This is a genomic window from Dietzia psychralcaliphila (genome assembly GCF_003096095.1).
Taxonomy (GTDB): Bacteria; Actinomycetota; Actinomycetes; order Mycobacteriales; family Mycobacteriaceae; genus Dietzia; species Dietzia psychralcaliphila.
This window is the reverse complement of record NZ_CP015453.1, coordinates 2,422,594-2,439,250: the sequence shown is the minus strand read 5'-3', so window position 1 is coordinate 2,439,250 and position 16,657 is coordinate 2,422,594. Positions and strand designations below refer to the sequence as shown.

Below are 16,657 nucleotides of genomic sequence, written 5' to 3'. Positions count from 1 at the left end.
CTCCGGGTTGCGCTGCCGGTCTGGTCCGGACGTGCATCGCATCCCGCCGTGACGTGATCAGACACGCAGCGCACCCGAAGGGATGTGGCCCAGCACGCCTGACCCCGCCCTGTAGACCGACGTGGAACAATGGCCCCCGGTACTGCAACCACCCAACGCGGTGCCGGCCCAGACACGATCCACGAACTTCCCCAAGGAGCACAGATGGCGCTTATCGAGCAGGTCGGAGCCCGGGAGATCCTCGATTCGCGAGGCAACCCCACCGTTGAGGTAGAGGTGCTTCTGGACGACGGCTCGTTCGGGCGGGCCGCGGTGCCCTCGGGTGCCTCGACCGGCGCCCACGAGGCCGTGGAGCTGCGCGACTCCGACGACCGCTACCTGGGCAAGGGCGTGACCAAGGCCGTCGAGGCCGTACTGGACGTGCTCGCTCCGGCTGTGATCGGCATCCCCGCAGAGGAGCAGCGCCTGGTGGACGAGGCCCTCCTCGACGCGGACGGCACGGATAACAAGTCCCAGGTCGGAGCCAACGCCATCCTGGGCGTCTCGCTCGCCGTGGCCCGTGCCGCCTCCGAGGCCGCCGGCCTGGAGCTGTACCGCTTCATCGGTGGCGCCAACGCGCACGTCCTGCCCGTGCCCATGATGAACATCCTCAACGGCGGCGCTCACGCCGACTCGGGCGTGGATGTCCAGGAGTTCATGATCGCCCCGATCGGTGCGCCCACGTTCCGCGAGGCCCTGCGCATGGGCGCCGAGGTGTACCACCACCTCAAGGCCGTGCTCAAGGACAAGGGCTTGTCGACCGGCCTGGGCGACGAGGGCGGCTTCGCCCCGTCCGTCGACTCCACCAAGGCCGCGCTCGACGTGATCGTGGAGGCCATCGAGAAGGCCGGGTACACCCTCGGCACCGACGTGGCGCTCGCGCTGGACGTCGCGGCCACCGAGTTCTACAAGGACGGCAAGTACCACTTCGAGGGCAAGCAACTCTCCGCCGCCGAGATGGCCGACGTCTACGCAGACCTGGTGGCCAACTACTCCCTGGTCTCCATCGAGGACCCGCTCGACGAGGACGACTGGGAGGGCTGGACCACCCTCACCGAGATGATCGGCGACAAGGTCCAGATCGTGGGCGACGACCTCTTTGTCACCAACCCCCAGCGCCTTGCGGACGGCATCGCCAAGGGCGCGGCCAACGCACTGCTGGTCAAGGTCAACCAGATCGGCACCCTCACCGAGACGCTGGACGCCGTCGAGCTGGCACACCGCAACCGCTACGCCTCGATGATGTCGCACCGCTCGGGCGAGACCGAGGACACGACCATCGCCGACCTCGCGGTGGCCTGCAACTGTGGCCAGATCAAGACCGGCGCCCCGGCCCGCTCGGAGCGCGTGGCCAAGTACAACCAGCTGCTGCGAATCGAGGAGATGCTCGGGGACGCCGCCCGGTACGCCGGCGCCGGCGCCTTCCCGCGCTTCAACGCCTGAGCCAGGCCCCCGGACCACACGGTCGGAGTAGGCACAGTTCGAGCAAGCCCAGTCCGAGCAGGTAGGTAGTCGAGAGGAGGGCTCATGGCTCGCCCACCACGCCCTTCTGATCGCCGGGGCGACGGCCGAGATCGGTCGTCGTCCCGGCGTCCCGGCGAGGCGTCGGGGCCCATCCGCCGGGCCCCCCAGCGGGGTCGCACCCGCGGTGAGTCTCCTGTCGACCCCACCCGCCGGCAGACGCCCCAGCGGCGTACGCCCAGCCGGGAGCGGGACCGGCCGGTCCCCGCCTCGGCCCGCTCCGGCCGGGTGGGCTCGACCGCGCATCCGGAGGCCCACCGGCTCACCACGAGGACCGACCTCTCGGACACCGTGCTGGGCCCGCGAAACTACACGCCTCGGCGGATCGGACTCCTCGCCGTCGTCGCCATCATTCTGCTGGTGACGGTGTCGTTTCCCCTGCGCAATCACTACCAGTTCCTCTCGGACGAGAAGGCGGTGGCGCAGGAGCGGGCCGCGCTGCAGGCCACGATCGCCGAGCTCGAGGCCGAGGAGCAGTTGCTCGCCGATCCGGCGTACATCGAGCAGCAGGCCCGGATCCGCTTCGGTGCCGTCAAGCCGGGGGAGACCCCGTACCGGGTCAGCCCGGTGGATCCGGTGGAGCAGGCGGCGGCCGAGCAGCGCGCGGCCGAGTTGGCGGCGCTGCCGTGGCAGACGCGGGTGTGGGACTCCATCTCCGTGCCCGCCGATCCCGTCTTCCCGGAGAGCTCGAGTCTCCCGGGGGGCACGTCGGTGCTCGAGGGCACCAGCATCCCCGGCGGCCCCGATACCCCGGCCGTTCCGGTAGACCCCGAGCGCGGGAACCTCGACATCGACACTCCGGGCGCCGATGCGCCCCGGCAACCACAGGAGGACCCCCCAGCGTGAGCGCCGAACACAGCGTGTCCAGTGACGATCTCGAGGCGATCGAGGCCCAGCTGGGCCGGCGGCCGCGCGGGGTGCTGGAGGTGTCCTACCGCAGCCCCGACGGCAGGCCCGGGGTGGTCAAGACCGCGCCGCGGCTGGAGGACGGCACCCCGTTCCCGACGCTGTACTACCTCACCGATCCGCGGCTCACCGCCGAGGCGAGTCGGCAGGAATCCGCGGGGATCATGAGGGGGATGACGACGAGGTTGACCGCCGACCCCGAGATGGCCCTCAACTACACCCAGGCGCATGAGCGGTATCTCGCGCAGCGCAACGAGATCGAGGACCTCGGTACCGACTTCTCCGGTGGCGGGATGCCCGAGCGGGTCAAGTGCCTGCATGTGTTGATGGCGTATGCCCTGGCCGAAGGGCCGGGCGTGGTGTGGCTGGGCGACGAGTCCGTGGCGCTGGCCTGCGAGGCCGGCCTGCGCGGCAACGCGCTTCCCGAGGACTGGCCCACCCCTGAGGAACTGGGCGTGCCCGACTACTACGCGCAGGACCAGGAGTGACCGCGGCTGCTCCCGATGACGCCGTCCGGGTGGGGCCTGTTCGTGTCGGAGCAGTGGACTGCGGCACCAACTCCATCCGACTGCTCGTCGCCGAGGGCGTTCCCGGCCAGCCCGGGCTCACGGACGTCACCCGCGAGATGCGGATCATCCGCCTCGGTGAGGGCGTCGACGCCACCGGCCGGCTGTCGACCGAAGCGATCTCCCGGTGCCGCACCGCGCTCACTGACTACGCGGTCACGATGGCCGAGCTCGGCGTGAAGTCGGTGCGCATGGTCGCCACCTCCGCCACTCGCGATGCCAGCAACAAAGACGAGTTCTTCGGTATGACCGCCGAGGTGCTGGGCGCGCACTTCCCGGGCGCGGTGGCCGAGGTGATCAGTGGGCAGACCGAGGCCGAGCTGACCTTTGCCGGCGGGGTGATCGACCTCGACCCGTCCGACGGGCCGTTCGTGGTGACCGATCTCGGCGGTGGGTCCACGGAGATCGTGGTGGGGGAGCTTGTCGACGGCGAGGTGCGCATTCTCGGGGCCCGAAGTGTGGACGTGGGCTGCGTGCGGATCACGGAGCGGTCGCTGCACTCGGACCCGCCGACCGCCGACGAGGTCACCGACGCCCAGGCCGTGATCGCCGCCGCGCTGGCCGACGCCGGCGAGCTCCCGCTCGGTCTGGCCACGCGCTGGATCGGCGTGGCCGGCACCTTCACCACGCTGTCGGCGATCGCGCAGAACATGGCCGAGTACGACTCTCAGCGGCTGCACAATTCGGTCATCTCGCTGCATCAGCTGCGGGACGTGTGCGCGCGTCTCGTCGCCGCTACCGTCACTGAACGCCGCAGCCTCGGCCCGATGCATCCCGGCCGCGCAGATGTGATCGGGGGAGGGTCACTCGTGGCCGCCGCCCTCTGTGATGTGATGGCTGAGCGCGCCGGGCTCTCGGAGATCACGGTGAGCGAGAAGGACATCCTGGACGGGATCGCGATGTCGGTGCTAGCTCGTATGGTCGGCTAACTCCGACCCTGGGCGTTCCGTGTCCACTCGGCCCCGCCTCGGCGAGGCCGACTAGCCCCCATAGCCCAATTGGCAGAGGCAGACGGCTTAAAACCGTCAAAGTGTCGGTTCGAGTCCGACTGGGGGCACGATTCGTCAACACTCATTGCAAGACCACTATCCGCAGAACCCTCCGGCCCTAGACAAATGTCCATTAAGGTGACTAAAGTTCCGCCTCCGAATTGGCGGAGTTCGGCAAGTTCCGAGTAAGCGAAAGGGTGCCGTGCGAATAATCGACAACGTTAGCGAGCTGCTGGGTGATGACCTGAAGCGGGAAATCACGCCTGGCTCGAAGGTCCGCATCGCGGCCTCGACGTTCTCGATCTTCGCGTTCGAGGCGCTTCGAACAGAGCTCAACCAGGTCAGCGAATTGGAGTTTATCTTCACCTCGCCAGCGTTCGTGACCTCAAAGGTTACCGATAAACTTCGCAAGGAGCGTCGGGAATTCTTCATCCCCGCTACCGCCCGTGGTGCGTCCAGTGTGGCGGGGTCAGAGTTCGAGATCCGTCTTCGCAACAAACTAACCCAACGGGCGATTGCTCGCGAGTGTGCCGAGTGGGTGCGACGCAAGGTGCGGTTCCGGTCCAACTCGACCGGCAATCCGATGCAGCAGTTCGCTGTGGTCGACGAGCGGGCCGCCTATATGCCGCTGCAGGGTTTCACTACCGCAGACTTGGGTTATGAGCGGGGCAACGCGGTCTCCAACATGGTCCACCGTGTCGACGATGCTCCCATGACGTCCCAGTACATCGCGTTGTTCGATCAAATCTGGAGCAACTCGACGCAGCTCGACGATGTCACGGAGGCGGTGCACGAGCACATCGCCACCGTGTACGCCGAAAACTCGCCGGCACGGATCTACTTTCTAATCCTCCACAACTTGTTCGCCGAATTCCTCGAAGATATCAATGAAGACGTCCTGCCCAACGACCGCACGGGCTATCAAGAGATGCAGGTCTGGAAGAGCCTCTACAACTTCCAACGAGACGCTGCCACAGGGATCATCAACAAGTTAGAGACGTACAACGGCTGCATCCTCGCCGACAGCGTTGGCTTGGGCAAAACTTTTACGGCGTTGGCGGTGATCAAGTACTACGAGTTGCGAAACAAGTCGGTGTTGGTCCTGGCGCCGAAGAAGCTCGCGGAGAATTGGACGAACTACAACGCCAATCTCACCACGAACATCTTCGCGAGCGATCGGTTCAATTACGATGTCCTAGCGCACACTGATCTGTCACGCACGCGCGGGGAGTCGCTGGGTCTTCGGCTCGATCGGATCAACTGGGGCAACTACGACCTCGTGGTGATCGATGAGTCGCACAACTTCCGCAACGCCGACTATTCACAGGAGAAGGAGTCGCGGTACCAGCGGCTAATGAGGCTGGTGATACGCGAGGGCGTAAAGACTAAGGTGCTCATGCTGTCGGCGACCCCTGTCAACAACCGGTTCAACGACTTGAAAAACCAGTTGCAGCTCGCTTACGAAGGCGAGTCGGAGAACCTCGCGCAGCATCTGAACTTGTCGACCACGGTTGAAAAGGTCTTCAGCGAAGCTCAGCGCGTCTTCAACGACTGGTCGAAGCTTCCCCCTGAGGCCCGGACGACCGATGAGATCCTCAAGATGCTCGACTTCGACTTTTTCGAGTTGCTGGACTCGGTGACGATCGCGCGGTCGCGCAAGCACATCCAGGCGTTCTACGACACCAGCGAGATCGGGGCGTTTCCGGCCCGAATGCCGCCGGTGTCGATCCGTGAACCGCTGACGGATCTGTCCGGTGTTGCGACGTTCAACGAGATTTTCGAGCAGATCCAAGCCCTCACCCTCGCGGTCTACACCCCGCTGGCCTACGTGTTCCCCAGCCGCCTGAGCAAGTACGAGGAGCTGTACGACGTCAAGGTCGGAACAGCGCGCTCAAACTTGGGGCAGCGCGGCCGTGAGCAGGGACTCAAGCAACTCATGACAGTCAACCTTCTCAAGCGCCTGGAGAGCTCTGTCGAGGCATTCCGTCTCACATTGGGCAAAATCGAGGCCGGGGTCGATCGAACTTTGGGGCTGTTGGAGACACACGCTGGAGCGATCAGTGAGATCGACGTCGACTTCAACAATTATGATCTCGATGTCGACGACGAGGACGACGCCAACGTCGAGGCGCTTACGTTCGGCGAGAAGATCAAGATCGATATGGACGACATCGACATCGTGTCCTGGCACCGCGACCTGTGGAACGACCGAGAGACACTGCGCGAACTCCTCGAAGAGATGCAGAAGGTCACTCCGACCCATGACCTGAAGTTGGAGCGTTTGAAAGCGATCGTTACGCACAAGGCGCAGCGCCCTATCAATGATGGCAATCGCAAGGTGCTGATCTTTTCCGCGTTCGCCGACACCGCGGAGTACCTCTACAAGCAGCTCGCTCCCGTCTTCAGCGAGATCGGCCTCGAGAGCGCAATCATTACTGGTGGCGGGAACGCGGCTAAGACCACGCTGGGAAAGGGTTACGACTTCCAACAGGTGATGACCTTGTTCTCGCCTAGGTCCAAGCAACGTCATCTCACGATGCCGGCGGTGACCGGTGAAATCGACGTGCTGATCGGCACCGATGTCATCAGCGAAGGACAAAACCTGCAGGACTGCGACTACCTGGTCAATTACGACATTCACTGGAACCCGGTGCGCATCATCCAACGCTTCGGCCGAGTGGATCGCATCGGTTCGATCAACGCCAAGATCCAATTGGTCAATTTCTGGCCCGACATCTCCCTCGACGAGTACATCAACCTCAAGGAGCGCGTCGAGAACCGCATGGTCATTGCCGACCTCGCGGCCGTCGGCGACGACAATATCCTCGACCCAGCGAGTGCGGACGCGGCCTACCGCAAGGAGCAGCTGCGCAAACTCCAGGACGAGGTGATCGAGCTCGAAGACGTCCGGGCGGGTGTTTCCATTACCGACTTGGGTCTCAACGACTTTCGCATGGACCTGCTCGGCTACATACAGGAGTACGGGGAGCTCGACGCGGCCCCCAGAGGCCTGCACGCCGTAGTGCCGGCTGACCCGGCAAAGGGACTCCGCCCAGGCGTAATTTTCGCCCTGCGCGACCTCGGCGTTGACCAGAGCGCCAACCGGGGCAATCGGCTGCACCCGCATTACTTGGTCTACCTCTGCGACGACGGCAGCGTCCTCGCCGACCATACCGAGGCGAAGAGCCTGCTCGACCTTCTCCGGGCGAGCTGCCGCCCACACGATGAGCCGGTTGCTGCTGTCACTCGCGTCTTCAACGCTGCCACCAACGAAGGTTCGGAGATGGCTGCGTACTCCGAACTCCTGACCTCAGCCATCCGATCAATGGTCGAAGTCACCGATGAACGAGACCTCGACAGCCTTTTCACCGATGGCGGCACGACCGCATTGACCCAGACGATCGGTGGCCTCGACGACTTCGAGCTCATCGCGTTCATCGCGGTGGTGGATGCGGGGGTGGGAACCGAGTGACGGCCCTCCTCTACCGCTGGCCGGCGGCGGCCGAGTTCGCCCGCACGGTTCCAAAGACCAAATTTTACGAGCACGCCACCATCGGGGCAGCGGTCAAGGACGCGTTCGTGGCCGACGTTCGCCGGATCACCTGGGCCTACAAACTGGCCGATTCGACCATCAACTTGCCAGGCACCACCGAGGTGCCGGAAATCCAGGTCTTCGAGATCGATGCCAAAGGCGATGATGTCGCTGAAGGCGTACTCGCCGCGATCGACAAAGCAGTGCGAACGCCGATCATCTTCGAAAACCGCCGAGGCGAAGGCTCGCAGCAAGAGGTCCAGATGGTAGCGGCGCACAAACAGCTCGGAAACGGTGCGCCGAAGATGGGCACCTACTTTCGTACGGAGTGGTATTCCGCGGACATCAAGCGGGCGACCCTGCCCACGGCCATTGACTTGACGGGACTCTATAACGCTCTGCTTCAACCGCTCACCCCCGTGAAGAACCATGCGGGCGAGAAGGTGTCGGACGTTGTCACCAGACTGACTACCGTTCGGAAACTCGAGCGCGAAATCACTGCGCTCGAGCGCAAACTCCGCAATGAACCACAGCTCAACCGCAAAGTCGTGCTGCGCCGAACCTTGCGAGCCAAACAAGCCGACCTGGCTGAACTCACCAGCACGAGCATCAGCCCTGCCGCGGGCGACACGAACTGAGGATCACATGGAGAAACTACGAATGACGTCACCTGACTTAACTGCAAACAACGTCGCCAAGATCGCCGAACTGTTTCCGAGCGTCGTAACCGAGTCCATCGATGCCGACGGCAAGCTGAATCGTGTCGTCGACTTCGATCTACTACGTCAGGAGCTGTCCGGCCACATCGTTGAGGGCCCTCAGGAGCGCTACCAACTCGATTGGCCGGGCAAGCGGGCGGCATCGTTTGTGTCCAACGCTCCTATTGCAAAGGCGCTTCGACCGGTCCGTGGGGAGTCGGTTGACTTCGACACGACGAAGAACTTATTCATACAGGGCGACAACCTCGATGCGTTGAAGCTTCTTCAGGAGTCGTACCTCGGCAAGGTCAACCTCATTTATATCGACCCGCCCTATAATACTGGAAACGACTTTATCTACGAGGATGATTTCGCGGAGACCGCAGATGAGTATCTTGTGAGGTCGGGGCAGAGGGCGTCGACTGGCGAGCATCTCGTCGCCCATTCTGAATCGAACGGAAGATTCCATTCAGATTGGCTTAGCATGATGTATCCGCGAGTAAAACTCGCCCGCCAACTTCTTGCCGATAATGGGGTCTTTGTTGCAGCAATCGATGATCATGAGCACGCTAACCTACGGGCGATGCTAGATTCGGTGTTTGGTGCCGAGAACTTTCTTGCTAATGTAGTCTGGCAAGGCTCCGGAAAGAATGACGCCCGCTTCACTTCTGGCGGCGTTGACTACATGTTGGTATACGCTCGAAGCAAGGCAACATTGGTCGAAAACGATGTCAGATTTAAGGGGCCTAAGCGCGGCTACGACGACGTTGTAGCCGCAGGTCAGCGGTGCTGGAAAGAAGCAGGCGGGGACCCAGTTCGGGCGACAGAGCGTTTTCGCGCTTGGTGGAGGTCCAAGCCGGACGTTGAACCCGGTTTGACGGCATATAGCGAGATCGATGGGGATGGTCGGATCTTCACCCGTGACAATCTTCGCTCTCCAAACCCGCGTGAGAACTTGATGTACGACGTTCCTCACCCGCGCACTGGACTCCCCGTTAAGCGTCACCCTAACGGCTGGGTGTATGCAAGGGAACGTATGCAAGCGCTCATCGGCGAGGGGCGCATCTTATTCGGCGTCGACCACACGACAACGCCGCGACTCAAACGTTTCCTCTCAGATACGAGCACGCAGGCTATGCGGCCAGTCATATCGAAAGAGCGAGCGCCAGCAAGCGATGCGTTGGCGCGGCTTCTTGGCGGGAAGTATTTCGACTACCCGAAGGACGTTGGGGTACTCGAAACGTGGATTAACGCGCTGACTGGTAACGACAAAGAGGCGGTGGTCTTGGACTTCTTTGGAGGCTCGGCCTCAACCGCCCACGCGGTCATGGCGTTGAACGCGAGCGATGGTGGTTCGCGTCGATTTATCCTCGTGCAGTTAGATGAGCCGTCGGGACCGAAATCGTTCGCCGCACATCACGGGTTCACGACCATTGCTGAAATCTCCCGAGAACGCCTCCGGCGGGCTGGAGTCGAGTTGAAGGGAAGGGCGGGCCTGCTCGGAGAAAGCTTGGATGTGGGCTTCCGAGCCCTGCGCGTTGATACGACTAACCTGCTCGACTTTCTTCGTACTCCCGACGATACCAATCAGCTGGACCTCACTGGGCTGCAAGACAGCGTGAAGCCCGGGCGTTCTGGGGAAGATCTGCTATTCCAGGTGATTCTCGACTGGGGGCTGGAAGCGACGCTTCCAATTTCCATTGAGCAGATCGACGGAAAAGAGACCTTCGTAGTGGACGAAGGTGCTTTAGTTGCTTGCTTTGAAGACAACGTGACGCCGAAGTTAGTGCGCGAACTCGCCGCGCTGCAGCCTCTTCGGGCTATCTTCCGTGATTCGGGGTTTCCTTCTGACGGCGCCAGGATTAATTCCCAGCAGATCTTCAAGGAACTCTCTCCTGCAACTGACATGAAGGTGATTTGACTTGTCCAGGCTTAGCCTTACCTCATTCGATAATACTTCAGACAATATTGACTTTCTGGCGGAACGATTCCCTCACGCGATCACCGAAACGCGCTCTGCCGACGGGATTGTTGCTCGTGCTGTGGACTGGGACGTGCTCCGACAGGAATTCAGTGGGCATCTCGTCGAGGGACCGCAAGAGCGTTTCCATCTGGATTGGCCCGGGAAGAGGGAGGCTCTCCTCCTCTCGAACTCGTCCACAGCGCGGACACTTCGCCCGGCACGAGGCGAGTCGGTCGACTTCGATCGCACTCGGAATCTCTTCATCGAAGGTGACAACCTGGACGCTCTGAAGCTTCTGCAGGAGCCGCTGCTGGGGCAAGTGAAGATGATCTATATCGACCCTCCGTACAACACTGGCAACGATTTCTTGTACTCCGACGATTTCGCAAGTTCGCGGGATGATTACCTGAAGCAGTCCGGACAGGTCAATGAAGCTGGTGCGCGTCTCGTCGCGACGTCTGAGACCGGGGGGCGCTTTCATTCTGCCTGGCTCAGCATGATGTACGCCCGCCTGAAGGTGGCGCGTTCGTTGCTCATGGAGGACGGGATCGGGTTCGTCAGCATCGACGGTAATGAGGTCGCGCAACTCAAGTTGCTTCTGAGCGAGTTGTTCGGACCCGACAACTTCTTAGCCACCATCACGTGGGTCAGCAACCTCAAGGGCCGTCAGATATCCGACGGTGGTCCAGCCGGCACTCACGAGTACATTTTATGCTTCGCGAAAAACTCCCAGTCTATAAGCCAGTTCCGGGGCTCCGGAGCGTTGCTGCGTAAGTTAATGCCCGACGTATATAAGGGCGCCGCCTACGCACTCAAAGAAGATTCGAAGGGTCCGTACGTAACGAAGAATGAGCTCTACAACACGAACTCGAAATTCAATGAGCGCACTGCCCGGACGATGGTATTCCGCATCCACTATAACCCCGACAGCGGTGAGGTCCGCGTCAGCGATCTCGACGACGACACCTCGTATCCGGGCTTCATTACCGCGATGCCCCACGCCAATTCCCGTCCAGGACTGAACTGGCACGCATGGCGCTGGAGCCGTGCAAAAATTCTTGCCGAGCACGAAGACCTTGAGTTCGACATCTCCAACGGCAAGCTTCGAATCCGTACCAAAATTCGCGATGTAGACGGAATGACAATGAAAGACATCGTCATCGGCCCGTCGACTATGACCGGAAAGGCTGACTTGGACGCCCTCGAGATGGGGCGCCTTTTCGACACGCCTAAACCGGTCGGGTTGCTCGAGACGCTGATCTCAGTTGCCACAGGTCCTGACGACCTCGTCGTGGACTTCTTTGCGGGTTCGTGTGCCACTGCCGAAGCCGTCCTCCGCCAGAATTCTAAAGATGGCGGTCACCGACGCTTCATCATGGTTCAGCTCGATGAAGAGTGCGGTTCGGGAAGTCAAGCTGCCTCCGAAGGATTCGAGACCATCGCGGCGATCGGTCGAGAGCGTATACGACGAGCTGGTGCGGCACTGCGGGAGCACGGATTCACTGGCGATACTGGTTTCAGGGCTCTGCGCCTAGATAGCAGCACGCGTACGGAAGTTTGGATGACTGCGGACGAGACCAAGCAAGAATCACTTCTCGGCCTTCAGTCGACTGTGAAGTCGGACCGCACAGACGAAGACCTGCTGTTCAGTTCAATGTTGGACCTCGGGATCGACCCTGCCTCTCCTATCACTCGGCAAATTATTGACGGTCACGTGGTTTTCGACGTCGCAGATGGGGCAGTCTCGGCCTGCTTCTCTCAGCAAGTGAGCCAGGAGGCGTTGATGAACATCGGGCGGACGCAGCCGCTCCATGTCCTCTTCCGAGACGCAGCATTCAACACTGATGCCGCGCGCATCAACGCTGAGCAGATGCTCAAGCAGTTGAGCCCTAACACAACGATCGCGACGGTGTGACCTAGACATGAAGCTTCAATTCAAAGTTCAGCAATACCAGACCGATGCCGTCGACGCGGTCGTCGACATGTTCGCCGGGCAGCCTCGTCGCTCCGGGTTCTCCTACCGCATCGATCCCGGCAAGGTGAAGCCAAATGCTGCACCGGCGCTGTTCGAGACCAACACGACGCCGGACTCTGGCTTGCGCAACTCTGAGATTGAGCTCTCGGCCGCTCACCTCTTGGCCAACGTGCACCAGGTGCAAACGTCTCGAAACCTGCCGCTGGCGTCGAAGCTAGTCGACAGCAAGGCGGCGCCTGGTGCTCCGAACCTCGATATCGAGATGGAGACCGGTACCGGCAAGACGTACGTTTACATCAAGACGATCATGGAATTAAACAAGCGCTACGGCTGGTCGAAGTTTATCATCGTGGTGCCCTCGGTCGCCATCCGCGAGGGTGTGAAGAAGTCGTTCGATGTAACTGCTGAGCACTTTCAGCAGACTTATAGCACCAAGCCGCGGTCATTTGTCTACAACTCCTCTCAATTGCACGAAATTGAGAGGTTTAGTTCCGATGCAGGCGTGCAGGTCATGATCATCAACATTCAGGCGTTCAATGCCACCGGCAAGGACAACCGACGCATCTACGATGTGCTGGACGATTTCCAGTCACGCCGCCCGATCGATGTTATTAGCGCCAATCGGCCGATCGTGATCATCGACGAACCACAGAAGATCGGCGCGGCTCAGTCGCTCGAGGCGCTGTCGCGGTTCAGCGCGCTGATGGTGCTTCGCTACTCGGCCACACACAAGGTCGAACACACTAAAGTGCACCGGCTCGATGCTTTGGATGCCTACAACCAGAAGCTTGTCAAGAGAATCTCGGTCCGCGGCATCACGGTCAAGGGACTCGCTGGCTCGACGGCCTACCTGTATTTGGACGCGATCGAGGTCAAGAAGGGACAGCCTCCGACGGCCCGGATAGAGCTTGAGGTCCAGACCAAAGCCGGCCCCATCAAGCGGCACCTCAAACGAGTCACCAAGGGCACCCGCTTGCATGACTTGGCTAACGGCATCGAATCCTACAAGGACCTCGTGGTCACCGACGTCAGCGCGATCGACGACACCATCACGCTCAGCAACGGCGACGTGGTGGTGGCCGGTCAGCTCGCGGACCGCGACGTCACCGAGGAGACCAAGCGTCGCATCCAAATCCGTGAGGTAATCCGCGCCCACATCGACAAGGAACGCGAACTCTTCAACCAAGGTATCAAGATCCTCTCGCTGTTCTTCATTGATGAGGTCGCCAAGTACCGCGACTACGGCCGCGAGGACACCCTCGGTGACTACGCCCGTGTCTTCGAGGAGGAGTACGAGGCCGCCGTCACCGAAGTGCTCGGAGAACTCGAACTCGACGAGGCCACCACCACTTACCAGCAGTACTTGCGGCGCGATACAGCCCGAGAGGTGCACCAGGGCTACTTCTCGATCGACAAGAAGAGCAAGCACTTCGTTGAGGGCGCCGTGCACAAGACCGGTGACGAGAAGGGTCAGTCTAAAGACGTCGGGGCGTACGACCTGATCCTCAAGGACAAGGAACGCCTCCTCTCGTTCGCCGAGCCGGTGCGCTTCCTGTTTTCCCACTCTGCGTTGCGTGAGGGTTGGGACAACCCGAACGTCTTCGTCATGGGCATGCTGAAGAAGAGCGACAACGCCATTTCGCGTAGGCAGGAGATCGGCCGTGGCCTACGACTTGCGGTCGACCAGCACGGTGAGCGGATGGACAACCCCGCCACGGTCCACGATATCAACGAACTCACCGTCGTTACCGACGAGTCCTACACCGACTTCGTGACCGGCCTGCAAAAGGAGATCGCCGAGTCGCTGGCTGACCGCCCACGCAAGGCTAGCGTCAAATTCTTCACCGGCAAGACCATTCAGACTCACGACGGCGAGACGGTCGTCGAGGAGGCCCTCGCGCAGGCGCTCTACCAGTACCTGGCCAAGAACGACTACATCAATGACGATGACACCATCTCCGAGGCATATAAGGCCAGCCGTGAGGCCGGCACGTTGGCCGAGCCGACCTCGGAAGTGCTCAAACCGGCCATCGACTTCGTCTGCACGTTGGTCGATGCGCTGTATATCGAGGTGCCGCTACCAACCAATGGCCGCAAGCCCAAGAAAGTCCCGCTCAACGAGGCGAATTTTATGAAGAAGGAGTTCCAAGAACTCTGGAGCCGGATCAACCACAAGGCTGTCTACCAGGTCGAGTTCGACTCCGACGAACTCGTCCGGAAGTGTGTCAAGGCGCTTGACACCCACCTGAGCGTCACATCTCTGCAGTACGTGGTCCAGGCAGGCAAGCAACGCGGCTCCCTCGAAGCCGACGACCTCACATCTGGCGTTGGCTTCGAAATCTCGACTACCTCGACCCAGACGGAAACCGTGTCGGCTGGCTCCCAGGTCAAGTACGACCTGCTAGGGGAGATCACCGAGAAGACCCAACTCATCCGGCGGACCGCGGCCAAGATCCTCAGCAAGGTCACCCCCGACACATTCGCCAAGTTCCGTCTCAATCCTGAGCAGTTCATCACTGAAGCCGCTCACTTGATCAACGAGCAGAAGGCAACTGTCATCGTCGAGCACCTGACCTACGACACACTGGAAGACCGGTTTGCATCGGCGATTTTCACCGAAAATCAGAGCGCGCAGGACTTCACCAAGGCGGGGGAGAAGCTCAAGAAGCATGTCTACGACTATGTGGTCACAGACTCAAAGGTCGAACGTGCGTTCGTCACCGAGCTCGACACGAGCATCGAGGTTGCGGTTTACGCGAAGTTGCCTCGTGGGTTCTTCATCCCCACGCCTGTGGGCGACTACAATCCCGACTGGGCGATCGCCTTCACCGAGGGGTCGGTCAAGCACGTGTACTTCGTCGCGGAGACCAAGGGTTCCTTGTCGACTCTCCAGTTAAGGGGTGTCGAGGACGCGAAGATCGAGTGTGCACGCAAGTTCTTTGCCGAGGTCAACCAGAAGTTTGAAGGCCAAGTGAAGTACGACGTTGCCGACAGCTACTCGAAGCTCATGGAACTCGTCACAGCGTAAGACCTGTTCCGTGGCCAAGGCAGACCGCATCACTGCCGGAGCACCATATTCGATCACTGAGGTTCTCGGCGCGAAGAGTGCCGATGCCTACTGCAAGACCGAGCGGCAGGTAGTACGGTCGGTCCTCCCGGTCCAGCCATCCGGTGTGGCGGTACCCGATCACCGGATCGGAAGTACCGACTGGCCCTATCTGCCGACCTAGTTGACTTGCCGCAACTCGGACTTTGAGGCGGATGCGAAATCGCTCGGCCATCCGAACGGTGTATCGTGCGAGCAGTTGGGATTGTCCAGGACATTCATCGAACTCGCCGTGGCCCGCTCACGAATCCTATCCCGTTACTGCGAATTGCTCCGAAAGGTCGAACTTCCTTCCAGCTGCTCGAGTACCCTTTCGAAGCCTGCGCGATCAACTCCGTACTAATTTGGTGGCAAAGCCTGTCATATGCCGGTAAAAGCAAACGATGTCCGGCGGATCATGCACAATTGGAGCATGTCGTCCTCCCCGTCCTTTTCATTAGCGGCTCCGCCTTTGCAAGTGTCTGTCGATCGATTTGTGTCCATGCTTCGCATGCCGAAGGACCTGTTAGATATTCACCCTCGAAAAAAGGGAAACTCGGGAAAATGGGCGGCCGTGAACCCGGCCCTGGTTCTGGGCGTCATTTCCGCCTTCGAGGGCTTCGTCGAGGACTTTGTTGCCGTTGGCCTGTCGAAGCAAGGGGCGACCATGGGGGAAATTGCGGCGGAGATTGGTAAGTGGAACAATCCCGATCTTCGAGAATTCTCTTCCCGTGTCGAGACGGTGTTCGGGGGAGCTGGCAAGATCGTTGGTGGTCGCGACATTAGGTTAAATGTCAACACAAAAACCGGGCACAGTACATGGGCCGAACGGGATGTCGCTTGGGATCAAGTAGTTCTCGATGCCTCAGCATGGATGCAGGTTCGTCATGCTTTGACGCACGGCCTCGTTCCGTCGTGGAGCGATGTTCGTTGGCCGCCGCCGCTTAGGAAGACCGTGAGCCGTCCCGCTGCATCTAGCGTTCTGCGTGAGTCAGGGAATGGTCATACGCTGGTGTTGCAAAACGCATTGAACTGCTGCCGAATATACACTCTCGGCGCTCAGCATATTGCTGATTCCTCCGCCACTTGGCTTGGCGAATCGCTCGACTGGTCTAAGCTCCCTGAGTTCAAGTGAGCTTCTTTACGCGATGTTCGATGGAACAAAGGGTTTGGAAGCTTATAGAGTTTTCGGTGCTGGGTTTTCGCAGCTCAGCAGCCCGATAGGTTTGACGGTGGGAGAGGTTCGGGGAGCGTGATTTGCGTCTGAGGGTTATGCTGTTAGGAACGTCCTTCGGATAGCAGGGTTCTGACGATCGGATAGCACGAGTATGGGCATCGGGTAGCGGTGCCGGTGGCGGTGTGTTCGTCTCGGATTTGCGCGTG

10 protein-coding genes and 1 tRNA gene are annotated in these 16,657 nt (G+C 60.8%); all 11 read left to right on the top strand.

Annotated features, from left to right (window positions below):
• The first annotated feature begins 204 nt into the window (after positions 1–204).
• The 11 genes from eno to A6048_RS18270 all read left to right on the top strand — a co-directional run bounded on the left by eno (position 205) and on the right by A6048_RS18270 (position 16,409).
• Positions 205–1,482, top strand: a complete 1,278-nt coding sequence (gene eno / locus A6048_RS11160; RefSeq protein WP_107748982.1) for a phosphopyruvate hydratase — start codon at positions 205–207, stop codon at positions 1,480–1,482.
• Between the two features lie 84 nt (positions 1,483–1,566).
• Entirely contained in the window at positions 1,567–2,406 is an 840-nt protein-coding gene (locus tag A6048_RS11155; RefSeq protein WP_107748983.1) for an FtsB family cell division protein, read from the top strand.
• Positions 2,403–2,954, top strand: coding sequence for a DUF501 domain-containing protein (locus tag A6048_RS11150; RefSeq protein ID WP_107748984.1), 552 nt, complete (start codon positions 2,403–2,405; stop codon positions 2,952–2,954). The genes A6048_RS11155 and A6048_RS11150 overlap by 4 nt, the downstream gene beginning before the upstream one ends.
• Complete coding sequence (locus A6048_RS11145; RefSeq protein WP_280523807.1) at positions 2,951–3,961, top strand: Ppx/GppA phosphatase family protein; 1,011 nt, start codon at positions 2,951–2,953, stop codon at positions 3,959–3,961. The genes A6048_RS11150 and A6048_RS11145 overlap by 4 nt, the downstream gene beginning before the upstream one ends.
• A gap of 54 nt (positions 3,962–4,015) precedes the next feature.
• Positions 4,016–4,089, top strand: a tRNA-Leu gene (locus tag A6048_RS11140).
• Between the two features lie 134 nt (positions 4,090–4,223).
• Positions 4,224–7,493 carry a helicase-related protein gene (locus tag A6048_RS11135; protein WP_107748985.1) on the top strand — a complete coding sequence of 1,090 codons (3,270 nt, stop codon included), beginning with the start codon at positions 4,224–4,226 and terminating at the stop codon, positions 7,491–7,493.
• Complete coding sequence (locus A6048_RS11130) at positions 7,490–8,191, top strand: DUF4391 domain-containing protein (RefSeq protein ID WP_107748986.1); 702 nt, start codon at positions 7,490–7,492, stop codon at positions 8,189–8,191. Before A6048_RS11135 ends, A6048_RS11130 begins: the two co-directional genes overlap by 4 nt.
• A gap of 22 nt (positions 8,192–8,213) precedes the next feature.
• Entirely contained in the window at positions 8,214–10,172 is a 1,959-nt protein-coding gene (locus A6048_RS11125) for a site-specific DNA-methyltransferase (protein ID WP_200837280.1), read from the top strand.
• A 1-nt stretch (position 10,173) separates the two neighbouring features.
• Entirely contained in the window at positions 10,174–12,129 is a 1,956-nt protein-coding gene (locus tag A6048_RS11120) for a site-specific DNA-methyltransferase (protein WP_107748988.1), read from the top strand.
• Positions 12,130–12,136: 7 nt separating this feature from the next.
• Complete coding sequence (locus tag A6048_RS11115) at positions 12,137–15,217, top strand: type III restriction-modification system endonuclease (RefSeq protein WP_107748989.1); 3,081 nt, start codon at positions 12,137–12,139, stop codon at positions 15,215–15,217.
• Positions 15,218–15,707: 490 nt separating this feature from the next.
• Positions 15,708–16,409, top strand: a complete 702-nt coding sequence (locus A6048_RS18270; RefSeq protein WP_146166377.1) for a hypothetical protein — start codon at positions 15,708–15,710, stop codon at positions 16,407–16,409.
• The last annotated feature ends 248 nt before the right edge of the window (positions 16,410–16,657 follow it).

Excerpts from the sequence above, each read along its gene's own strand:
- eno (WP_107748982.1), top strand. The coding sequence starts at position 205 with ATGGCGCTTATCGAGCAGGTCGGAGCCCGGGAGATCCTCGATTCGCGA.
- A6048_RS11155 (WP_107748983.1), top strand. The coding sequence starts at position 1,567 with ATGGCTCGCCCACCACGCCCTTCTGATCGCCGGGGCGACGGCCGAGAT.
- A6048_RS11125 (WP_200837280.1), top strand. The coding sequence starts at position 8,214 with ATGACGTCACCTGACTTAACTGCAAACAACGTCGCCAAGATCGCCGAA.
- A6048_RS11115 (WP_107748989.1), top strand. The coding sequence starts at position 12,137 with ATGAAGCTTCAATTCAAAGTTCAGCAATACCAGACCGATGCCGTCGAC.
- A6048_RS18270 (WP_146166377.1), top strand. The coding sequence starts at position 15,708 with ATGTCGTCCTCCCCGTCCTTTTCATTAGCGGCTCCGCCTTTGCAAGTG.